Raw genomic sequence first — 19,164 nt, forward strand, 5'->3', positions numbered from 1 at the left:
GAAGCCCCCGCCTGTTGAACTACCTTCCGCTTAGGCCGCAGCCGGCGCCGAGACGTAGCCGGTCACCACGGCCCAATCCTTCGCGGCGGCATCGCCCTCCTTCCACTGCAGCTTCTCAACGCCGCGGATTTCCATGAAGCCCACGCCGTGCTTGAAGCCGTAGTCGTCTTCCTTGCGCAGGGTGGTCTTGGTGGTCATCGCCCAGGCAATGCCGACCGCCTGCGCACCGCACATGTACATCGGCTCCACCGGAATTGCGGTCGCCGCAGTGTTGTTGAAGAACCCGATGGACGGGATTTCGCGGACGATCACGTCATCCCACCACAGCGAATTGCCGCCGGTGAACAGCGGGTTTTCCTTGCCGCGCTTCTCGGCCTCGGCCAGGACCTGCTCCATGTCCTTCTTCAGGTCGCGGAATGCCCGGGTGCCAACGAACAGCACATAGGTCTCGTGATCCTCGCCGTAGATGTGCGGGGTGATGCCCTCGCCGTTGGCTGCCTTTGCCGAGCGAGCGATTGCCTTGAGCTTGGACACCGTTGCGCGATCCAGCGTCTCAACCGCGGTGATCGCATTCAGCGCAGTGGCGTGGGTCGCGTTGTAGTTGCTGGCCAAGCGGCCGAACAGCACGCGGTCGGAGTTGGCGGCGGTCCATGCGTTCTTCTGCGCAGCACTGGCGGTTGAATAGACCACCCCGTTGATGCTGCCAAGCGCCGTGGTGATGGCGTTGCGCAGGTGGCGGGTCGCCAACACCTTGAGCGCCGACTTGCCGGCGTCGCGGATGTCGAACGGGCTGGCCTGCTCTTCCATCACGTTGACCACCGTGGCGTCGCGGACCACGCCAACAACGATCTGGTGGCCTTCGTTGGGCAGCGCCTTTTCGTTGCCAACCAGGGTGGTGCTGCCATCGTTGGCGGCAGAGTCACTCAGGGCGCCCACCAGGTTGATGGTGATCGCGTCGCCCTTCTTCTTGGTCAGGTCGGTCTTGACCTGGAAGATGGAGCTCTCGTTCTGCCCCATGTAGCGCTTGTAGGCATTGCCACGGACGTACTCCTTGAAGAAGCCATCGTCCCACTGCTTCGCACGGACTGCCGTGCTGACGGTCGTATCAGTCATTGTTCATTACCTCGGGAAAAGTTCATCGACGGGGCTCACTTCGCTTCCGGTGAATCGCCCGGCGGCATTGCGAGCCTGTGAAAGGTCTGGCGGGATTTCGGCTGCAGCTCTTTCCTTCGCGGCGGCCTTGGTGGCGAGCTCGGCCTCGATCTTGGCCCGCACTTCGGCCTCGATCTTGGCGCGGTACGCCTCGGGGTCCTGCATCTGCGCCAGCTCCGCTGTTTTCTTGCCAAGCTGGTAGAGCGCTAGGGCCGGATTGGCTGCCGTCATGACTTGCTGCGCCAGCAGCGGATTGCCCTGAGCAGCCTCGATGGCTTTAGCCGCCATCTCGTCGTAATCGGGGTATACCGCCTTGGCTTGCTCCTCCAGAGCTGCGTGCAGGCGCTGTGCGGCGCGTTGCTCGATGATCTGAAGGTGCTGCTCCGGCGCCTCGAAGAACTCCGGCACCGGCTGCTGCGGCTGCTGCTTCATCTCTGCCAGTTGGCGCTCCAGTGCCTGGCGCTTTTCGCGCTCGGCCAGCAGCGCCGGCAGGGGGACGGTCTTGTCCTCTTTGACTTCCGGGGCCGTCGGCGCCTCGGGTTCCGGGACTACCGGATCTACGACCGTTGCAGCCGGTTCCGGCGCGGGCTGCACGTCCGTCGGCTCTTCGGCCTCGGGGGCTGTTGCAGCTGTGCCGGCATCGGCAATGTCATCGAGAAAATCACGTTCCGGGTCTGCCATCTCATCTCTCCACTATCGACCGTTCGCCGTCGTCGCAATCGAGCCGGTGCGCGCTCGTCCGCTTACTGCTGCCCAGAAACAGAAACCCCGCCGGCTGGCGGGGTCTGTGCGGGATTCATTGGCGGCTGCAAGAGCCGCATTCGTTCGGTTTCAGCGCGGAACCGCTCCAGTTCCAGCCTCTGGGCGTCCAGTTGCAGCTCGCCCTGTTTGATCTGCAGTTCGGCCTGTTTGATGTCGTTGCCGGCCAGCTTCTGCTCGGCCTCCTGCAATGCCTGCTGCATCTGCTCCATCTGCTGCTGAACCTGCGGCGGGATGCCGCCCTGATCCAGGTGTTCGAGGATCTGCTGCTTGTTGCGCAGGCTGGATGCCTCAATGATCGCCCGGGTTGGAATGCTCGCCGGGTCGGCCGTCTTGAGTTTGACCAGCTCTTCAAACTGTTCGGACTGGATCGTGATGCTGTCCGGCCCATCTTCCAAGATCAGATCCACGTCCAGCTCTGCCAACTGGTTCTGCACCTGGACCACCTTCTGCAGCGCCGGATCGTTTTGCATCTGCTGCAGCTGCTCGGGTGCCAGCGGCTGCCCAGCCTGCTCCGCCTCCTGGGCCATCGCCTCCCACTGACGAACTGGCTTGTTCACCCCGACCCAGCGCAAGTTGCGTTCATCGTCGGTCACGCGCACCCAGCGCTCTTCGGTCCAGTACTGGCGGATTCGATACCAAACCTGCCGGTACACGTCCCACGTCCAGCTGCGCAGGCCGCCCAGCACCTTGCTCATTTCGGCCAACCCTGACTGCAGCATCATTTCCTGAGCTCGCCCGGATGGCGCCGAGGCATCGCCCTCGATGGCGGGGTTCACGCCGCTGGCGTCAATCTCGGCCTTTGCCTCCTGCAGCAGGTTGAACTGCCCCAGTGCCAGTTCGGAATTTCGCTCGATGTCGAAGCGCATGTCACGGTTGACGTACACCACACCATCCGGCCGATTGACCTCACGGCGCGTCTGCTCGATGTCCTCGACCGCTCCGGCCTCGGTGATGACCGTTGTCGTGTTGAGAAGATGCAGCGCTTTCGACCTGCGCTTGTTGATCTCGTCCTGTGGGCTGACCATCCGGCGCACGCAGCCGTATCGCCGGTTCTCGCGGTCGATGTAAGCCGACACAGCAATCAGGTCGCACTGCGGCACGTCATCTTCATCGACATACGGAGACACCTGCGGATCACGCAGAAAGCCTCCGCCGCACAAGATCGCCGTGTGCCACTGCCCCTTGTGCTTGAAGCGGTGCTGCAGCACACGCACTCGCTTGCGGCTGCGGTCAGACCACAGCATGCGGGGCTTGTCATCGAATGTCTCACCGGCCGTGTCAGCAGCGTAGGCTGCACTGATCACGTCGTCCCGCCCAGGCCAGCGCTCCAGCGCCTCCGCCTCATCCATCCACAGCACGACGCCCATGTAGTTCGCGTCGCTGAAGTCCTGCCGGCGGCTGGCTGGGTCGTAGTAGAAGCGATCCCAGGGCACATGCGTGATGACCACTTCGGCCTGGTCGCCGGCATTGCGCACAGTCACCGTTGCCGCGCCGATGCCCTCGATCAGCAGGTTGTCGCATGCGTCCGACCGAATAGCCCGGAAATCGGACTGGTCACAGACGAAGCGGATGGCGTCCGTGACGCTCTCGGCCTCGGCCTCGTGTTTGGGCGTGCGCGGATAGGCCCGTGGATCGGCGTGCATGCGGTCGGCATGACCACGCAGGGCGTCGATCTTGGGGCCAATGCGGTTGAACACCACCGCCGGCTGTTTGCGCAGCGCGAGAGCGGCCAGCTCTTCATCCGACAGCTGCTTGCCGTCGTAGTAATCGCGGTCGCGCTCCGCGCCGGAGCGTTCCTGCTGATTCGTGTCCTGCGCCTCGCGGAACTGCGCGCACAGCGAATCGTGGCCGATCACCGGCTTTTGCTTTTCGGTCTCGGTCATACGGTTTTCCAGCTCTCCGCGCCGTGGTCGGCGTCGATGTCGTAGTCGTCGTCACGGGCCTTTCCGCGGCCTGCCTGCGGCCTGGCCGCATTGATCATTTCGTCAAGCCCCCGTCCAACCAGGCTGCACACGTCCACCGCGTCGTCCTGCCGCCCGTCCTCGCCGTTGAATGCGCACAACTGGTTGAGCAGGCGCATGGCCCAAGGCGCGCCGCGCGGCAGATGGACAGTTCCAGCGCTGGCCCGAGCCGCGAAGCCCAGGGCTCGCTCGGCCTTGCCGCCAGCCGATGCCAGCGGAACCCTGCGCACGAAGGTTTGCGTCTCACGCATGCGCTTCGTGATCGCGCCGTCCACCGCGCGCAGGATCACGCCCTTTTCCTCAAACGCTGCCAGTGGCTTGTGCCTGCCGATCAGCTCAATCCACTTGTCGATCCACTCAGCCGGGTCTGTCTGCCCGAACCACCAGTCCACGGCATAGAGGTCGCCGTTGTCGGCCAGCCCCCACACGCCATGCTCGGTCCAGTCGCCCCCCTCCGGAGTGACCGCATAATCGCTTGCGATGTACAGATTCAACCGGCTCGGCAGCACGTCGTAGTGCTTGAACCAGTCGCGCTTGAACATCAGGCCGGCAGCGCTGCGGCACTTCCCTTCCCAGACGTGCGCGTACAGGTCCGGGTTGAACTTCTGCAGCTTTACCCGTTCTTTTTCCAGCTCTACAGGGAACCAAGGGTTGTCGCGCCAGTTGATGTCGATGACCAGAGTGTCCGGGTCGTCCATCTCGGCGAGCTGGTGGATGAAATCCTCGTCCTGCTCCGGGTTGTAGCTCCACCACAGCTCAGAACCGGGCTTTCGGATCGTGGGGATCAACACTTGGGCAGAGCGCTCCGTTACCGTGTGCGCTTCTTCGATCCAGCAAATGTCGAAGCCCTCGTAGGACTTCAAACTGTCCGCGGTGTGATCCTGCAAGCCCGCGAACGCAAATTCCGTTCCGTTCGGTCCCTTAATGACCTGCTGCTGCACGTCATACCAGCCGCCAAGCCCAAGCGAGCCAATAGTGTCGGCGAGCAGTCGGTGGCTGGACTCCTTGATCGACTTCTGCACCTCGCGCACGCAAAGCACGCGCAGAGGCCTGGTATAGCCAAGAATGGCCAGTAGCCGGGCGATTGACCATGACTTCCCCGAGCCACGCCCGCCGCGTGCCACCTTGTGCCGGCGCGCCCGCTGCCAGAACGGAAGCATCTTCGCCGGGATGTCCAAGCGAAGAGTCCCCACGCCCTACTCCTTCGTAGCTGGCTCCACGCCAACAATCTCGACCTTTGTCACCACTTCGACCGGCCCACCGCCAGGCGCGCTGATCTCCTGCGCAATGCGGTCCCCGTACTTCTTCGGCGCCATCCGCGCCGCAACCCATTTCCGGGCATCAACCCGCAGGCGGTTCCGAGCAACGGCAGTGGCATCGAACACCACCTCCGTATTTCCCTCGCCATCGTCATCACGGCTGCCGTGCTTGTCGGCTCGTACGGTCGTGCATTCCTCGTCAGCAATGGCGACGATGTCGTCCACCAGCGTGTCAGCCTGCTGCTCGCGCGCGCAGGCGTACTGGTCACGGAAGGCGACATTGCTGCCTAGCCAGCGCATAACCGTGGTCTTGGAAGGCATGCCCTCGTCCGAGCAGATAGCCCGGAGGCTATCGCCATCGGAAAGCCGCTCACAGATCGTGTCCGCCATGCCTTGCGTGTAACTGCTTGGCCTGCCAGTCATACAACCTCCAACAGCCCCAAGCCCAGCAGCCTGTTCCCAGCCCTGACCCGAAGCTGATAGAGCCCCCGCACAAGCTTTGAAGCCGCAGGGACAACCCACTCCAGGTGGCCGCGCTCGCCGATCTCCGCCGGCCAGCTCTCTGCCACAACCTGTCCTCGGTACGGAATCGCCTCCACGCTGACGCTCGAACCATCCGGGACAAGTGCGCCCTGCTCGTCGCGCAGATATGCGCCGCACGGCACGTCAAACCGGCGGAACGTCTGCGCCATGATCTGCATTCGCATTACAGCCCCCTGTCGGCTCTGATCACGGCTTGGCACGCTCTGAGCTGGTCGTCTGCGTCTCGTCCGACTCGAACAACAGCGCCCGCAAGCTCTGCTCTGCTTTGGGCGAGCGCATCACGTTCGACGGCGCCGGCGACGGCCTGGGACAGTAGTCGGGTCTCACAGCCGGCCCACTCTTGCCGCAGGCGGAGATCGCCATTGCGCACATCAGCAGCAACAGCAGCAGGGACGGCCTCGGCCGCTTCCCGGTCTTCTTCATGCTTGGCTCCGATATCGGCCAGTGCCTGGCCCTTGAATTGCTCGATGATCCGGGCGCCCTGCACTGCCTCGACCTGCCCGGTCAGCGCCTTGGCCTCCTGCCGAGCCTCACCACCCTCGGCGCGATCACCACGCCACGCCCAGCCAGTGCCGAACATGGCGGCGGACCATAGGGCGAAGGCGGCGACCGCAATGAGGGTGCGATTCACGGTCAGGCCTTGGCAGCTTCGGTGGCGCGATCAACGCGCTTCCGGAGAACGTTCCCGTAATCAGCCATATGCAGGAACTGCGCAGACAGGTCATTACGGTCGTCCTCACTCAGGCCGAGGAAGGCCGGGGTCTTCAGGAATCCAGCCAGCTTGCCGTGGCGATCATCCAGCTCTGCCAGCTCGCCAACCATGCGCTGCACATGCGGCGGGAGGTGGCTGATGTGGCCCAGCGGGATATACGCCGCCTCGAACACGTCCTTCGGCGACCAGCTGGTGTAGCCGTCGGCGTACTTCACGGAATAGCCGTCGACGCCATCCTTCTGAGCTGGCCACGCTTCGATGATCTTGGTTCCAATGTAATGCTGGGTCATGCCCTTCCCTCACAGATAGCGCGCTCAGCGGCGCGGCGATTGATAAGGCCCTGCACGCGCTTTCCGCCTGCATAGACCCACTTGTCCAACTCAGGGCACCAGGCCGATGCTGACTGGCCGGCGTTGATCTTCCGTACCAGCGTCGAGCGGCAAGCTGCGCCGACGCCGACGTTGTAGGTCCAGCTCAGCACCGCGGCCCATTCGTGCTCACGCAGGGGCTGTTTGATGCACTGGCTGATCCCGGCGAAGTAGCTGCCGAGCTCGCTGTTGAGCCGGTCGCTGCACTCCTTCTCCGAGTAGGTCCGGCGCTCTATGTTGGTCGTGCTGCCGTAGCAAACGGTCAGGACGCCGACGATGTCGCGGTACGGCTGGGCCTCATAGCCTTCCCACGGCTTTACTACGGCCGCAGTCAGTGCCAGCACGCCAGCGATTGAGCCGCCAATAACCCTAGCCCTGATCGACACGGCCACGCCTCCAGGGAAGCCACCACTTCGTCACGATGTGGTGAATGATCATCAGGCCGGTGTACACCGCAGTCAGGGCATACACCCAGTCCTGCAGGCTCATTCCCGCCACGGACACGGCGACAACGCCGACTGGTGGCGACAGCTTTGCAATACCGGCAGCCACGCTATCGGCGTATTCCTGTTTCACTCTGGCCCCCTGTGGGCAAATATTTCCGCCGAGGGGCGGGATTGGTTGTTGCAATCTGTATCCGTTCGGATACAATGAACGCATGACGACGATCAGCCAAACCAACGACTTCGCCAACTGGCTCAAGAAGCTGCGCGATTCCAAGGCCAAGGCCATCATCGTTGCCCGCGTCCAGCGCGTTGCCCGTGGCTTGGAGGGCGACGTCAAGTCGGTTGGCGGCAATGTCAGCGAGTTGCGCATCGATTACGGCCCCGGCTACCGGGTTTATTTCACCCGCCGCGAAAACGGCGAGTTGGTCATCCTGCTCTGCGGCGGAGACAAGTCCACTCAGCCGAGCGACATCAAGAAAGCACACGCACTGCAATCCGGGCTCTGAGCCCGGCCCACATCGCCCAAGAGGGCCAGTTATGAGCAAGATCAAAACAATCCCGTTCGACCCAGCCGAATACCTGGACGATGAAGCTGCAATCGCGGTCTACCTGACCGAGATGCTCGCCGCCGGTGACAACGAGCTGTTCCAAGAGGCCATCCAGACCGCCGCCAAGGCGCGGGGCATGGGCCAGATTGCCGAAGCATCCGGCCTGGGCCGCGAAAGCCTGTACAAGGCGCTCAAGCCCGGGGCAAACCCGCGGTTTGACACCATCCAGCGTGTTCTGGGCGCTCTCGGCGTCCGGCTGGCCGTGGAGCCAATCGAACACAAAGCGGCTTGATCGGACTCCATTAACCCCGATCTTCTCGCGGCGCCGTATGCCAACCTCCGCCTGCCATCTCAACCGTTCGGCGGGCTGGCAGGCTGCGCCGGTACGCCGCCCAGTCGCCAGAAAACACCACCTCGACAAGGCGTTCGATGCCTGACATACAGCCTCTCATTTGGCCCTGACGTGCATCCGGCCCATCCGGTGCAGAGGCCAGGAAAAGCCCAGAACGCAAAAGCCCCGGAAGTCCGGGGCATTGATCGCGCGCGATGTTAGAACCATACGGCCATTTCCTCGTGCCCGTCCATCACGATTTACGCTGCCGTGCGGCGTAGAGCATCTATGATCTGCCGGGCTGCAGCGTGGCGTGAATCGACGATTTCCGAATAGAGCCAGTCGTAAACCTTCGCCCAGCATTTCCGGTATGTCGCCTCAGTGACTCCAATCGCCTTGGCAATCTCCACATTGGTTGGTTTCTTGTTGGCCATCAGGTCGCCCAGCAGCGCCTCACTAAGCGCTTCCAGCCTGCTGTGCAGGTTGTCCGGCCAGCTGTTAAGCCCGGCCACATAGGCCCGGCCCTCCAGCGCGCTGACGTGCCGCTTGCATGGCTCGCCACGATCCCTGTTCCGGCGAGCCAGTAGCTTTGCCATGTGGTGACTGATTTCTGCTGTTGCCAGCTCATCCTTTCGGCGGCGCCACTCCGCAGCCGCCATTGCATAGATCAGGCTGCATGCCTTGTCGATCTCCCGCTGGCCGACAGCTGGCAAATACATCAGCTCAATCACCGCGCGGCCGACCGTGGGCGAAGCAAACCCAAGCCCTGCCGAGATGTCCTGATCCGTCAACTCTGGGATGCCGCCACGTCCGACGTCCAGCCTGACGGCCTTGGGGCCAAGCCGGGACAGAATTTCAAGGTCGTCCATACTCATACCCCCTTGTTTGCGGCAGCGCCGCTCGAAATCGTGACCACGACCTGCCCACCCTTCCGCACCTCATCACGCACGAAGGGATGACTCACGAACCGCTTGTCGTCCACGCCCAGCACGTCAGCCAGTCCGTCGCGTGACGGCTTGAACCTGGCCAGCATGTTGTCGTCGTCCGGTCGCATCCGCGTTGGTGGATAGAAGTCGATCTGCAGGTGTACGCGCCCAGCCGGAAGCGATGCGCCTTGCCACCCAGCGGCAATCGCCGCCAAGCCGGCCTGGTGCCGCGCGGCCTTGGCCGCCTTGGCCTTCCTCGCCCAATGAACGCGCGCGTTCGGCGACAGGTCTTTGCTTGGCCACGGAAGGATCAGCACCCTCATGCCGACTTCCTCGCTGGCCGCAGTTCGCGCAACCGCTCGACAAGATCTTCTTCGATCAGCGCGCACTTGGCCTTGGACGTGTACGAGCCTACCAGCCACGCGTCGGGCAGCGGGTTCGCCCGATGCGGCCGCAAGTCGTTCTCCATCCGAACGCCGCCATCGGGATCGACATGTACTTCCCAGCAGCCGCCGCGCGAGAGCATCCGCAGCTTGATGGCCTCTGCTACGTCCTCGATGTCGAACTCAATGATGTTCATTCCCTGCGCAGTGACGGGTCGGCCGCGCATGCGGTTTCGGTGCGGGGCGGTCATGCGGATTCCCTCAGCTGCAGCTTGCTCAACGTGACGTTCAGCGCGTCGATTTCTTCCATCTTCATCACGCGCCACATCGTTTTCCGGCCGTGCCAGCCGTTCTCGCTGCCTTGGTGGCAGTCCTTGCAAAGCGCCACGGCGGTGAAGTGCTGCCCCTGTTTGATGTGATGCGCATCGCTTGGGCCGGGAGCGCTGCAGACGCTGCACGGCAGACTCTTGACTGCGTGCAGGTGGGCGCGCTCGGCGGCGGTGATGGCCTTGGCGTTCTTGGTGCGCATCACGCAGCCCTCCGAACCGGCGCCCACAGAGCCAGCTCATCCTCGGCCTTGCTCGACCAAATCACGCCGCGCTGCGTGCCCTCGGCATGCACGAACTCGATGAATTCGCCCATCTTCCGGCGGCTGTACTGCGACGTACGCGCACCGAGCATGACCATGCCGCCATCCAATCCCTGCGCCTGGCGCACCTGCCGCTCGAACGCTGCGGTCAGCACGGCCTTCCAGCTCTCGGCCGGCATCTTGCCAATGACGATCTTCCCGCCGGCATCGGTGTGCGGCCAATCGAGCTGCTGGGCGATATCGCCAAGCGTCGCCCACATGCATGCATTGGCATCGAGCGTGCGGCGCGGCTCGCGGATCTCGACCTCGGTGTCCTGCCCGGCGCCGACACGCTCCAGCAACTCGGCAATGGCCCTATCAGCAACCGTCAGGCGCTGCGGGTTGTCGTGGCGCATCACGAAAAGACGTTTCATGCCGCGCTCCCGTACCGCAATTCCAGCAACAACTGCAGTTCGTGAATGGCCTTCTCGATGTCCTGCCGGCCCTTCCCGCCCTCGCGGTTGTGCCGCGTCACTCTCTTGATGACGCAGCCTTCGAGGAACAACAGGCCGTTGCCCTCGGCGTATTGCACGGGCTGGATGCCGCCTTCGCGGTAATGCTCGCCGCCCACCTGCTTTTCCAACGCGCTCATCGCCTCAACTCCCTATCCCGTTCGTTCCAGCCGTCGCGCCATTGCCTGCGCTGATCGGCCCCTTCCTCAGTGATTCCGTACAGCGGGCAACTACTGAGCGCCCTGCCCGCCTCCCGTGCCCAGCGGCCGAACTGGTGCGGCTGGATTTGCGGCTCAATGGACACCTGCCGCGCGCTCCAGCTCCTCAGCCACGCCCAGGTAGTACGCATGGCGCTCCTGACGCTCCCGCTCGGTGAACTGAACGTCGCGCAATGCGGTCTCTGCCTGCACACGCCAAGCTGCTGCAATCCGCTTCGGGTCGTCGCGGAACACGTCAAGCTGGTTCTTGTCGCTTCGCATGTCTCAGTCCTCGATCCATATCCGGATGAAGCGGCGAACGTCGCAGGGCGGCCAACCAACAGCGGCGGCAATCTCGGCAACGCTGCAGCGCTCGGCGTGCAGGAGGTGGACGATGTCGTGCTTGGTCATGCCCGCCCCCTCACGCCGATGACCCCAGCCAGCTCTGCAGCGGCACGCGCCGCGCGATCTGGATCCGCCTTAATCGGCTGCTTCGTCAGTGCCAACTGCTCGCGCGGAGGCATGGCCTCCATGAACGCTGCCGGCGACGGCCACTGACGGCAGTTCTTGATCAAGTTCGTGAAGGCCTTACGGAATCGCGGCGTGTCCAGCTTCTGATCCCACACGCGATCATCAGTAACCGCCCGATGCCATCCCATCGCCGTCCCAGCAATCATGTCCGCTGCCGGCGTCCGATCCAGGCTCAGGCAAAGCAGTTGGCTCAGGCCGTCCAGAATTTCGTCGTGAATCCAGTTGGTTTCCATGCTTCATGCCCTGCAGTTGTTGGATTGCGGATAGGGTCTTGCTTGGCGGCGATGCCGTGGGACTGACGCGCGTCAGTACTGGGCCTGCGCGGGCCATCTCCTGCGGAACGTCATCCCATCGCGCTTGATTCAGATAGGTGGATCCCATCGGGATAAATCCACGCACCCACCCGTCATCGGCACTCGCCATCAAGCGAACGTGCGCAATCAGCTCGTCGCACCGGCTGTCCAGCTTTCGCCTTCGCCACGCCTTCTCGGCTTCTTGCCGCCCCTTCTTGTTGGGGTAGGCACTCCAGAACTCAGCAAACCTCGACCGTGCGGCCGAAGGCTGCACATGCTCTTGCTTCAAGGAATCAGGAATCAGTAAGGAGGAATCAGGAATCAGCTGGGCTCGTTCCGGAATTTCCGGGTCTTGCCCAGGAATTTCCGGGGCAAGACCCGGCGTTTCCTCGGCAAGCTCAGGAATTGGCGGAATCGAAGATGCCGCTTCCTTCTTGTGTGGGTTCTGGTGCTTCACAAAATTCATAACCTGCACATACCGAACGCCATCAACCTCGTACCGGACAAGGAACCCGGCGCGCTGTAGCTCAGCCAGCCCTTCATCCACGTCAACGTTGTCGTATGGGAAGATCTCCGCCTTCAGGCGCTTTGGGCGATCCTCCAAGCGCCCTTCACGGTCAGCTTCGCACCACAAGCCCTGGAACAAGATGCGGTACTCGAACGGGAGCTCTGAAAGCTCCTCGTTCTTGAAGAATCCGGGCTTTATGTTGCGCGAGCGACTCATCCCCGAAACCCCTTCGTCCTGATGTTGTATTTGTCGAACAACGCAAACAGCTCATCGCGGAACTCGCTGTGCTCGCTCTTCAGCAACTCGTCTGCCATGAACGAGTAGCCACCAAGGGAGACGCGCAAAAAATCAAGGCCAGCGAGAAAGCGGCCAGATTCAAATTGATAGGGGTTATCGCCACTGAACTGACGGGCAATGGCCTTCATCACCTCGTCGTTCGTTTGCTCGCTGGCGTAACCGGCACCAATGGCGAAGAAGTCACCCGTGCTGGCAGGACCATCGACATGCAGTGCACCTAGTAGCTCCTGACGCAACTCCTTCTGATCGTGCTCGGATTCGTGGCATGGCTGGCACAGAACAACGAGCTCGTGCTCCGGGTACTCCCAGGGCATCCGCCCCTTTACGTAACGCTTGTGATGCACTGAAAGCATCGTTTCATTGTCGTAACACAGCTGGCATTGCCATTCGGCGGCTTCAAGCTTCTTCAGCCGCATCTTCTGCCAACGCGGATCTTTCAGCAGTTCGGAATACTTGGACATCACGATCCCCGGATTCCTGGAATAACCGCTTTCCTCCAACCCGCCAGGTTCGGGCTGTCCTTCCGGGAGCTACCCGGGAGTAAGGAGGGGCGGGGAAAAATCATTGGCCGCTGACAGTAGTCATGCTGCAACCCTCCCCGTCAGCGCTTCGCACAGAATCTTGCTACGGATGCGCTCGGCCTCTAGCTGCTCGGTCAATTCCCGCACCTTGCGCTCGGTTTCCGACTCCAGTGGGCGAACGCTGGCCGGGTCAAGGCCCATCTGGATCAGCAACCAGGACAGTGGCGCCGAATTGCCGCATCGCTGCATCAAGCGCACCAGTTGCTCGCCGCTGGGCGAGTTGGTGCCGGTCTTGCAGCGGGACCACACTGCGTCCTGCATGCCAATCTCGGCGGCAATGGCCTTGTCCTGCAGGCCACTCTTGCTGGCACAGTACGCCAGCACAGCGCCCCAGTTCTGCTGGCGCGCCACGTCTGCGAGGTCAACGCTGGTCGGGTGTCCGCGCATGGGTAGATCAAGCTGGGTTGTCATGATTGATTCGCTTTGACCAACGCCCGGAGGGCGAAATAAAGGCCCAGCCCCGAAGGACCGAGCCAGTGGATTCAGTGAGGAACAGCCCGTCGAACGTCGTAACGCTTCAGCGGATGTGCGGCCGGATCTACGTGATCAGCCGCGTTGGTGATCGGGTGAAAGCGCGACTGGTCGAGCCGCGCAAACGCGAGCGCCCCGCCCTGCCCGGCGTCGTTGTTCCGTTTCCGGGCGGGCGCTGAGTGGCCAGGGCGATGGGTGCCGCCCTCCCTGCGGTAGGCTGCTGCTTCCACACGAACAGCCCGCAAGGAGGGCGACATGAGCAATTTCAGCCGCACGGATATCGAGCTGAAGGCACTGCAGGTCGTAGTGGCCACGATGGCCAAGAGATTCGAGGGCGATGCGGACTTCCTGCAAGAAGCCATGTATCGCACCGCGCAGATGCAGGAAGAACTGGACACCCGGTCCCAGCGCGAGGAGTTGAACACCGAAGTGCAGGCGCTCATCAGGGGTTGACCCCGGAGTCAGGGCCAAGGCCTTCTTGCGCCCTGATTTCATCTTGTACTTCGGCGGCTTCCCATCGCACCTTCGCGTCAGCGTGCCGCTTTCGATACGCCGCCTCGACGCGATTCTCATGCGCAATCTCAGCCTGCGATGGGGCGCTGAGCCAGTCACGGAGCCATAGCCGGGGGTTCCATTGGTCGGGCAGCTTGCACATCTCAGGCCGCCCCCCCTTCGTTGACGAGCTTCGCGTCTTGCCACTGGGCAAACATCGCCGCAGCGAACTCCGGGTTGGTGCGGTGCTCGACCAAGGCCCAAAAGCCAATCTCGGCCGTAGCTTCATCGACGTAGCTGTTGGGAATTCCGCCGTTTTCGGCGCACCACTTCAGCATCAGATAGTGAGCCGTAAGCAGTCGATCAGAGACCTTCTCGCCCTTGGAGCAAGCAAGCTCAAGTTGCTCCACTTCTGTCGCAGTGAGGGCGTACTGGGTAGATCCGTGGTTCATGGAGGTCTCCCGCTGGGAAGCGGCAAAAGGAGATCCCCCCTCGCGGTAGGATGCGATTTCCACACCACTACCCACCAACGAGGGGGAATCTATGAGCGATGCACACAGGGCGGAGCAGCGCATAAGGCAGCTCGAAGCTGCCGTCGAGGCGCAGGCAGAACTACTGGTGATGTTCGGCAAAGTCATCGCCACATCCCCCGCCGCTTCAACACTGCTTTCGGAACTCCGCGCTGCAGCAACCTACGGCGGGCCATCCAACGCGAAGAAAGAACTCGCCAGGCTTGCCAAAGCCGTTGCAGGACCGTCTTCCGGCTCCTGAGGAACAAATACAGCCGCAGCGCCCGCTCATTGCGGGCCTGCATTTCGTCGGCGTATCGAGTGCGGCTCATCACCGCGCTGTATTCACGTAGCAAAGGTGGCCTCCCGCGCTTTCAGCATTTCCTCTGCAATCCTGTAAGCCAGCACGCTGAGCTCAGTAGGGGTTTTGAGCGTGATGCTTCCCCCATCCGGACTCTTTGCGGTCCAAGGGGCTGTACTGATAAGCACCGGCAACACCCGCATCGCGATCTCGTCGCGCAACGTCCATGCGGCAGGCTGTGCGGTGTTGCTTTTGGGAAGTGCGCTCATGGCTCAGGCCGCCTCCCCGTCGGGGGCTGGGCCGAAGACGTCGGGGCGCATGGCCCGAAGCTGCCATTGGCGAGCTTTCGGGATCGCCTTATCCGCCGGCCATTGGCCGACTGCCCACCGGCCGATGCCAAGCAGCGCAGCAAGTCCGGCGTCCGTTTCAATCTCAAGGGCGGCCTTAACCGCGGCTTTGGTCATGTCCATGAGTGCTGAGTCTAGTTGTCTAGACCTTGATGTCAAGCGCTCTAGCCTGAATTCAGCCTATTTTTCTAGTTCTATGGACACCATGGCTGAACGCGTTAAGCGCGCCCTCGAATTGCGAGGGATGACCCCTTCCGATCTGATCGCCAAAAAGGTGCTCAGCAAGGCTGGCGTGTACTTCATCCTTGACGGCACCACAAAGGCCGACAAGATCCGGGCTACCACAGTCGATAAACTGAGTCGCGTGCTCGGCGTAAGTGGGGAATGGATCCAGCACGGCAAAGGCCCGATGGAGGTCCAGGCCACCCACGCAATCAGTGACGACGACTACGCCGATGTTATCGGCTACTCGCAGGCCGCTGGCCTTGGTGCTGCTGGTGCTGAAGCGGTGGACTACGCCGAGACGCACAGCCTCAAGTTCAAGAAGTCGAGCCTGCGTCGCAGGGGCATCCTGAACAAGCCGCTGGCCGTCTATTACGGCAAGGGCGATTCGATGGAGCCGACGATCATGGATGGCGATGCCATCTTGTTCGACAGCAGCGACACCCGCCCCGTCGATGATGTGCTCTATGTGATCCAGGTAGCAGGCAACGGCAACCCGGAATACTTCGTCAAGCGCGCCGAGGTGCTCGATGACGGCACCGTGCTGTTCAGGACAGACAACCCCTCTGGCGACCACAACTGGAAACGGTCAAAGCGTATGGACTCAAAGAAGCACCCGATCACGGTCATTGGCCGCGTGCATTGGATTGGTGGCTGGGCAGACTAACGAAATCTTGCAGGGGGAAGAATGGAATCTTTGGAAGTGCAGGACGGCGATCTGGCATTGATCCCTATTCGCTACGACGGCGGAGACGCTGCCCGCCATGAGATCGAACTGCATGTCCTCGGCGAATCGCTTCAGGGGATGGCACGGGTTCTGGCAGTTACTGGCAACTTCGTCGCAACTGGTGATTTCACCAAGCGATATCAAGCTATGGATGTTCGGGTTCTTGTGAAGGAGCCGAAAGCCAACTGCTATACACTGGATGCGATAATTACCTTCGCCCAGCAGCAGCAACTGTTCAGCGGATTTGCCGGTCCGATCGTCATTGGATTGGTCACGTGGATCTTCAGTCGCGCAAGCGGGAAGAAAGAAGAAATGAAGATGCTCAAAGATGCGCTGGACAAGCTCCTGGCGATGCAGAGCGACAACCAAGACAAGCTCCACGCCACTCTAGAGAAGATGGCAGATTCGTTGCGCCCTGCAGTCCGCCAAGCTGTTGCCCCTGTAGGCAAGTCCTGCACGCAGATGACCGTAGCTGGCAAGTACGTGGTGGACGAGGCAACAGCTGAAGCTATCCGCAGCTCGGGGGAGGTTGAGGTCGGAACTGAACGATCCTGGGAACTGACGATTTCTGAGCTGGATAGCGAAAACAGCACGGCAAAGGTTCGACTGATGGACGATGACTCTCGGCGAATTAAGGCGAAGATCACCGACCCCCTGGCCTCGACAGTACCCAACCCGTATGCCTCGGCGTTGGCTCACGGCACGATGATCAAGGTGAAAGGAAAGGCTGTTCTTAAGGACGGCGAGATCGACACGCTCTACATCAGCGACCTGATCACCTAAGCGATTTCACCATCACCCCCGCCACGGCGGGTTTTTTTTATGGCTTGCGGACTTCGGCCAGGATGTTCTTCAGGGTCGGGCGATCAGCCTCAACGTCAGCCGGACTCACGGGCCGTGCAACTTCCCCGGCAAGCAGAGCATTCGTGCGCCGCTGCTCGTGGATCAGGTCTTTCAACAGCCCCTTGATCCCAAACACCGCGAACGGGACGAGCAGCCAGAGGATCGCCAACAGCAGGAAAAACAGCACAAGGATCAAGCCAAGCGTGCCACCGAAAAGGCCATAGGGATCCATAACACTCCTTTGTTGTGTCAGCCACAACGGCTGAACTGCGAGGATACCAATCACCCCGCTCCGGCGGGGTTTTTGTTGGGCGTCGATCAAGGCTGAACGAAAACTAGACCGTTCAGAAAGAAAAATTACGGCTTTGTCTAGAGCGCTTGACTTCATAGTCTAGTTCGCTAGACTTCACCCGTCGGCCCACCCGGGCCATACGGGGCAAGAAGATGCAGCAGGCAGCAATCGACTCGAAGCGCTTGGCCGAAGTCCAGGCGATGGATCTGAACCAAGGTGGCCACGACGACATGTCCCAGGGCATGTGCGTGATGGAAGCCGTCTCCTACGTTGCTGGCGAGCCTTGGACGGATAGCCCGGCCTGCGCCTGCCCGGTGATCGCCACGTTCCTGCGAAACTGGAACGACTCGCTGCCGGACGACGAGCGCAACGACCTGCTGAAGGACTTGATCCCGCGCTTGGTCGGAACCCGCGCCGCGCCGGAAATCGAGCAGCGCCGCGCGACGATGGCCGCTGACTGGCTGATCCGCGAACACGCTCCCCCGTGGCTTCGGCTTGCCGGTCTGACGACTCAGGCTGATGCGCTGCAGCGATTCCCGGAAATCACCGACTTTGCGCAGTGCCCGGGCCTCATGCCGACCTTGACGGCCGTTCGCAGTGATGCGGCTGCCGCACGGGCTGCCGCAGGGGATGCCGCACGGGCTGCCGCATGGGATGCCGCATGGGATGCCGCATGGGATGCCGCAGGGGATGCCGCATGGGATGCCGCAGGGGATGCCGCACGGGCTGCCGCATGGGATGCCGCAGGGGATGCCGCATGGGATGCCGCACGGGCTGCCGCACGGGCTGCCGCAGGGGATGCCCTGGCTGACACGAAAAAGTCGCTGCAGCAGTCCGCCAAGGCTCTGGTCATCCGCATGATCGAAGTGGAGGCCTGAGCAATGAACCTCGTAGCCCGCAACGAGCAGCAGCGGTCGGCCCAGTTGGCCTATGACCGGCTCCTGCCGCACGACTCCGAAGTTGATTTGGACGAAGCCGCCAATGAGGTGCTGAACGATCCGGCCGCCCTGCGCCAGATCGCGGCCTGTGATCTTCCGTTCTCGATGGACGAGGGTTGGTTCACCGAAGCCACCGAGGCGCTGATCAAGCTCGACGTGAAGCACCCGTCCGACCTGATGGGCTCGCAGCTGCTGACCGACCTGTACCGCCTAGCCAAGACCGTCCGCGCTGCTGCGATGGAAGTGGCACGCGAGCGAGTGGAGGACGCGGCATGAGGGCCAACAAGCACACGCCGGGGCCGTGGAATGTACTGAATGCCCGTAAAGATGATTGGTTGGGTCGTCCTCTGGACTATTGGACGGTTACGGCGGACGACGGGGACAAGTGGTTGTGCGCGAGTCCTGAGTGGGACCCTGAGCATGACGAGGAAAGCGAAGCTAACGCCCGCCTGATCGCCGCAGCGCCGGAGCTGCTGGAACTCCTTGAACGCGTCGTTTACCACATGGAAGGCGGCATCCGAATGGAGTATCCCGCCAGCCCGGAGGAATCTCCACGGCCCGCGAGCGAATGGGATTACGAAGCCGGCCGCTTGGCCGGAGAGGCCCGCCGCTTGATCGCCAAGGCAACCGGGGGTGCGGCATGAGCATGCGCCGCTTCAATGCCTGGCTGCATGTCTTCGCAACGTCGCGCGAGTTCGACGCCCTGCTCTACGCAGGCTGGCTGATCGTCGCTGCAGCTGCGGTGCTGTTCGTTCCGCTGCAGCTGCTGATGATTGCGGAGGGCTTGCACTGATGGACGACTTGGACTTCATCAAAGCCATGCAGGTCGGCCTGCCGCCGATCAAGGCACCCGATCCGCTGGACGCTCTCGAAGCATCCGAAGGCGTGTGCGCTCAGGAGGACGACGAATGATCCGCCTGCTCGTCTACGCGGCGGCGCTGGGCTTCTTCGCCGACATGTTGAGGAAGGCAGTGATGGTGCGCGCCGACTCGTTCGTGCTTCCCATCCTCGCGATCTGCATCTGGCTGCTGGTGCTGATCGTCCGCCGCTGGCGGCACTTGTACCGCCGCATCACTCGCAACCGCACCGGATTCATCCGCCCGCGCAGCTTCCCCGAGCAGCACAAGCGCGACGTTCGCTGATA

Annotated in this window: 36 protein-coding genes; 11 read left to right on the top strand and 25 right to left on the bottom strand. The window is 62.2% G+C overall.

Annotation, left to right across the window (positions count from 1 at the left end; all coding sequences use genetic code 11):
* Nucleotides 1-30: 30 nt before the first annotated feature.
* The 10 genes from ACVOLO_RS00210 to ACVOLO_RS00255 form a co-directional block, all read right to left on the bottom strand.
* Nucleotides 31-1,113: a phage capsid family protein gene (locus tag ACVOLO_RS00210; protein WP_481568252.1), complete on the bottom strand. Its 1,083-nt coding sequence runs from the start codon at nt 1,111-1,113 to the stop codon at nt 31-33.
* Between the two features lie 6 nt (nt 1,114-1,119).
* A complete protein-coding gene (locus tag ACVOLO_RS00215; RefSeq protein WP_481568253.1) occupies nt 1,120-1,833 on the bottom strand; it encodes a hypothetical protein in 714 nt (237 codons plus the stop codon).
* A 62-nt stretch (nt 1,834-1,895) separates the two neighbouring features.
* Nucleotides 1,896-3,797, bottom strand: coding sequence for a portal protein (locus tag ACVOLO_RS00220; protein WP_481568254.1), 1,902 nt, complete (start codon nt 3,795-3,797; stop codon nt 1,896-1,898).
* On the bottom strand, nt 3,794-5,068 hold the full coding sequence (locus tag ACVOLO_RS00225) for a PBSX family phage terminase large subunit (protein ID WP_481568255.1): 1,275 nt from the start codon (nt 5,066-5,068) through the stop codon (nt 3,794-3,796). The genes ACVOLO_RS00220 and ACVOLO_RS00225 overlap by 4 nt, the downstream gene beginning before the upstream one ends.
* Nucleotides 5,069-5,071: 3 nt before the next feature.
* Nucleotides 5,072-5,524, bottom strand: a complete 453-nt coding sequence (locus ACVOLO_RS00230; protein ID WP_481568256.1) for a terminase small subunit-like protein — start codon at nt 5,522-5,524, stop codon at nt 5,072-5,074.
* A gap of 29 nt (nt 5,525-5,553) precedes the next feature.
* Nucleotides 5,554-5,841, bottom strand: a complete 288-nt coding sequence (locus tag ACVOLO_RS00235; RefSeq protein WP_481568257.1) for a hypothetical protein — start codon at nt 5,839-5,841, stop codon at nt 5,554-5,556.
* Nucleotides 5,841-6,308 (bottom strand): lysis system i-spanin subunit Rz, encoded by a 468-nt coding sequence (locus tag ACVOLO_RS00240; protein WP_481568258.1) that lies wholly within the window; start codon nt 6,306-6,308, stop codon nt 5,841-5,843. Before ACVOLO_RS00240 ends, ACVOLO_RS00235 begins: the two co-directional genes overlap by 1 nt.
* Nucleotides 6,309-6,310: 2 nt before the next feature.
* Nucleotides 6,311-6,679, bottom strand: coding sequence for a crAss001_48 related protein (locus tag ACVOLO_RS00245; protein WP_481568259.1), 369 nt, complete (start codon nt 6,677-6,679; stop codon nt 6,311-6,313).
* Nucleotides 6,676-7,143 (bottom strand): lysozyme, encoded by a 468-nt coding sequence (locus ACVOLO_RS00250; protein WP_481568260.1) that lies wholly within the window; start codon nt 7,141-7,143, stop codon nt 6,676-6,678. Before ACVOLO_RS00250 ends, ACVOLO_RS00245 begins: the two co-directional genes overlap by 4 nt.
* Nucleotides 7,127-7,333 carry a hypothetical protein gene (locus ACVOLO_RS00255; protein WP_481568261.1) on the bottom strand — a complete coding sequence of 69 codons (207 nt, stop codon included), beginning with the start codon at nt 7,331-7,333 and terminating at the stop codon, nt 7,127-7,129. The genes ACVOLO_RS00250 and ACVOLO_RS00255 overlap by 17 nt, the downstream gene beginning before the upstream one ends.
* A gap of 82 nt (nt 7,334-7,415) precedes the next feature.
* Here ACVOLO_RS00255 and ACVOLO_RS00260 point away from each other — a divergent pair, with 82 nt between their 5' ends.
* Nucleotides 7,416-7,709: a type II toxin-antitoxin system RelE/ParE family toxin gene (locus ACVOLO_RS00260; RefSeq protein WP_481568262.1), complete on the top strand. Its 294-nt coding sequence runs from the start codon at nt 7,416-7,418 to the stop codon at nt 7,707-7,709.
* A 31-nt stretch (nt 7,710-7,740) separates the two neighbouring features.
* Nucleotides 7,741-8,043 (top strand): addiction module antidote protein, encoded by a 303-nt coding sequence (locus tag ACVOLO_RS00265; protein WP_481568263.1) that lies wholly within the window; start codon nt 7,741-7,743, stop codon nt 8,041-8,043.
* A 299-nt stretch (nt 8,044-8,342) separates the two neighbouring features.
* Here the strand turns inward: ACVOLO_RS00265 and ACVOLO_RS00270 are convergent, their stop codons facing one another.
* From ACVOLO_RS00270 to ACVOLO_RS00320, 11 genes are all read right to left on the bottom strand, one after another.
* Complete coding sequence (locus ACVOLO_RS00270; protein ID WP_481568264.1) at nt 8,343-8,951, bottom strand: hypothetical protein; 609 nt, start codon at nt 8,949-8,951, stop codon at nt 8,343-8,345.
* Nucleotides 8,952-8,953: 2 nt separating this feature from the next.
* Nucleotides 8,954-9,331 carry a RusA family crossover junction endodeoxyribonuclease gene (locus tag ACVOLO_RS00275; protein ID WP_481568265.1) on the bottom strand — a complete coding sequence of 126 codons (378 nt, stop codon included), beginning with the start codon at nt 9,329-9,331 and terminating at the stop codon, nt 8,954-8,956.
* The gene (locus ACVOLO_RS00280; RefSeq protein ID WP_481568266.1) at nt 9,328-9,642 is read right to left on the bottom strand and encodes a hypothetical protein; all 315 of its coding nucleotides are present in this window, start codon (nt 9,640-9,642) and stop codon (nt 9,328-9,330) included. Before ACVOLO_RS00280 ends, ACVOLO_RS00275 begins: the two co-directional genes overlap by 4 nt.
* Entirely contained in the window at nt 9,639-9,920 is a 282-nt protein-coding gene (locus tag ACVOLO_RS00285; RefSeq protein ID WP_481568267.1) for a hypothetical protein, read from the bottom strand. The genes ACVOLO_RS00280 and ACVOLO_RS00285 overlap by 4 nt, the downstream gene beginning before the upstream one ends.
* Nucleotides 9,920-10,393 carry a recombination protein NinB gene (locus ACVOLO_RS00290; protein ID WP_481568268.1) on the bottom strand — a complete coding sequence of 158 codons (474 nt, stop codon included), beginning with the start codon at nt 10,391-10,393 and terminating at the stop codon, nt 9,920-9,922. Before ACVOLO_RS00290 ends, ACVOLO_RS00285 begins: the two co-directional genes overlap by 1 nt.
* Nucleotides 10,390-10,611 carry a hypothetical protein gene (locus ACVOLO_RS00295; RefSeq protein ID WP_481568269.1) on the bottom strand — a complete coding sequence of 74 codons (222 nt, stop codon included), beginning with the start codon at nt 10,609-10,611 and terminating at the stop codon, nt 10,390-10,392. The genes ACVOLO_RS00290 and ACVOLO_RS00295 overlap by 4 nt, the downstream gene beginning before the upstream one ends.
* 153 nt (nt 10,612-10,764) lie before the next feature.
* Nucleotides 10,765-10,950, bottom strand: a complete 186-nt coding sequence (locus tag ACVOLO_RS00300; RefSeq protein ID WP_481568270.1) for a hypothetical protein — start codon at nt 10,948-10,950, stop codon at nt 10,765-10,767.
* A 3-nt stretch (nt 10,951-10,953) separates the two neighbouring features.
* Nucleotides 10,954-11,079 (bottom strand): hypothetical protein, encoded by a 126-nt coding sequence (locus ACVOLO_RS00305; protein ID WP_481568271.1) that lies wholly within the window; start codon nt 11,077-11,079, stop codon nt 10,954-10,956.
* Nucleotides 11,080-11,301: 222 nt separating this feature from the next.
* A complete protein-coding gene (locus ACVOLO_RS00310) occupies nt 11,302-12,216 on the bottom strand; it encodes a hypothetical protein (protein ID WP_481568272.1) in 915 nt (304 codons plus the stop codon).
* On the bottom strand, nt 12,213-12,758 hold the full coding sequence (locus ACVOLO_RS00315; RefSeq protein WP_481568273.1) for an HNH endonuclease: 546 nt from the start codon (nt 12,756-12,758) through the stop codon (nt 12,213-12,215). The genes ACVOLO_RS00310 and ACVOLO_RS00315 overlap by 4 nt, the downstream gene beginning before the upstream one ends.
* A gap of 120 nt (nt 12,759-12,878) precedes the next feature.
* Nucleotides 12,879-13,289, bottom strand: coding sequence for a phage regulatory CII family protein (locus ACVOLO_RS00320; RefSeq protein ID WP_481568274.1), 411 nt, complete (start codon nt 13,287-13,289; stop codon nt 12,879-12,881).
* A 315-nt stretch (nt 13,290-13,604) separates the two neighbouring features.
* Here ACVOLO_RS00320 and ACVOLO_RS00325 point away from each other — a divergent pair, with 315 nt between their 5' ends.
* Nucleotides 13,605-13,802, top strand: coding sequence for a hypothetical protein (locus tag ACVOLO_RS00325; protein ID WP_481568275.1), 198 nt, complete (start codon nt 13,605-13,607; stop codon nt 13,800-13,802).
* Nucleotides 13,803-14,005: 203 nt separating this feature from the next.
* On the opposite strand, the gene ACVOLO_RS00330 is transcribed toward ACVOLO_RS00325, so the two are convergent.
* Nucleotides 14,006-14,293: a hypothetical protein gene (locus ACVOLO_RS00330; protein ID WP_481568276.1), complete on the bottom strand. Its 288-nt coding sequence runs from the start codon at nt 14,291-14,293 to the stop codon at nt 14,006-14,008.
* A 91-nt stretch (nt 14,294-14,384) separates the two neighbouring features.
* Between ACVOLO_RS00330 and ACVOLO_RS00335 the strand changes: the two genes are divergently transcribed.
* The gene (locus tag ACVOLO_RS00335; protein ID WP_481568277.1) at nt 14,385-14,612 is read left to right on the top strand and encodes a hypothetical protein; all 228 of its coding nucleotides are present in this window, start codon (nt 14,385-14,387) and stop codon (nt 14,610-14,612) included.
* A gap of 83 nt (nt 14,613-14,695) precedes the next feature.
* Here the strand turns inward: ACVOLO_RS00335 and ACVOLO_RS00340 are convergent, their stop codons facing one another.
* Nucleotides 14,696-14,920: a hypothetical protein gene (locus ACVOLO_RS00340; protein ID WP_481568278.1), complete on the bottom strand. Its 225-nt coding sequence runs from the start codon at nt 14,918-14,920 to the stop codon at nt 14,696-14,698.
* A 3-nt stretch (nt 14,921-14,923) separates the two neighbouring features.
* Nucleotides 14,924-15,121: a hypothetical protein gene (locus ACVOLO_RS00345; RefSeq protein WP_481568279.1), complete on the bottom strand. Its 198-nt coding sequence runs from the start codon at nt 15,119-15,121 to the stop codon at nt 14,924-14,926.
* A gap of 82 nt (nt 15,122-15,203) precedes the next feature.
* On the opposite strand from ACVOLO_RS00345, the gene ACVOLO_RS00350 reads away from it, so the two are divergent.
* On the top strand, nt 15,204-15,887 hold the full coding sequence (locus ACVOLO_RS00350) for a LexA family transcriptional regulator (RefSeq protein ID WP_481568280.1): 684 nt from the start codon (nt 15,204-15,206) through the stop codon (nt 15,885-15,887).
* 21 nt (nt 15,888-15,908) lie between these two features.
* The gene (locus ACVOLO_RS00355; protein WP_481568281.1) at nt 15,909-16,730 is read left to right on the top strand and encodes a DUF7946 domain-containing protein; all 822 of its coding nucleotides are present in this window, start codon (nt 15,909-15,911) and stop codon (nt 16,728-16,730) included.
* A 37-nt stretch (nt 16,731-16,767) separates the two neighbouring features.
* Here ACVOLO_RS00355 and ACVOLO_RS00360 read toward each other — a convergent pair whose 3' ends face one another.
* Entirely contained in the window at nt 16,768-17,112 is a 345-nt protein-coding gene (locus ACVOLO_RS00360; RefSeq protein WP_481568282.1) for a hypothetical protein, read from the bottom strand.
* Nucleotides 17,113-17,234: 122 nt separating this feature from the next.
* Between ACVOLO_RS00360 and ACVOLO_RS00365 the strand changes: the two genes are divergently transcribed.
* From ACVOLO_RS00365 to ACVOLO_RS00385, 5 genes are all read left to right on the top strand, one after another.
* The gene (locus ACVOLO_RS00365) at nt 17,235-17,960 is read left to right on the top strand and encodes a hypothetical protein (RefSeq protein WP_481568283.1); all 726 of its coding nucleotides are present in this window, start codon (nt 17,235-17,237) and stop codon (nt 17,958-17,960) included.
* 3 nt (nt 17,961-17,963) lie between these two features.
* Nucleotides 17,964-18,296 (top strand): hypothetical protein, encoded by a 333-nt coding sequence (locus ACVOLO_RS00370; RefSeq protein WP_481568284.1) that lies wholly within the window; start codon nt 17,964-17,966, stop codon nt 18,294-18,296.
* Nucleotides 18,293-18,664 carry a hypothetical protein gene (locus ACVOLO_RS00375; RefSeq protein WP_481568285.1) on the top strand — a complete coding sequence of 124 codons (372 nt, stop codon included), beginning with the start codon at nt 18,293-18,295 and terminating at the stop codon, nt 18,662-18,664. The genes ACVOLO_RS00370 and ACVOLO_RS00375 overlap by 4 nt, the downstream gene beginning before the upstream one ends.
* Nucleotides 18,661-18,813: a hypothetical protein gene (locus ACVOLO_RS00380; RefSeq protein WP_481568286.1), complete on the top strand. Its 153-nt coding sequence runs from the start codon at nt 18,661-18,663 to the stop codon at nt 18,811-18,813. The genes ACVOLO_RS00375 and ACVOLO_RS00380 overlap by 4 nt, the downstream gene beginning before the upstream one ends.
* A gap of 115 nt (nt 18,814-18,928) precedes the next feature.
* Nucleotides 18,929-19,162: a hypothetical protein gene (locus ACVOLO_RS00385; protein WP_481568287.1), complete on the top strand. Its 234-nt coding sequence runs from the start codon at nt 18,929-18,931 to the stop codon at nt 19,160-19,162.
* Nucleotides 19,163-19,164: the final 2 nt, after the last annotated feature.

The organism is Stenotrophomonas sp. STEN056, from assembly GCF_056759635.1.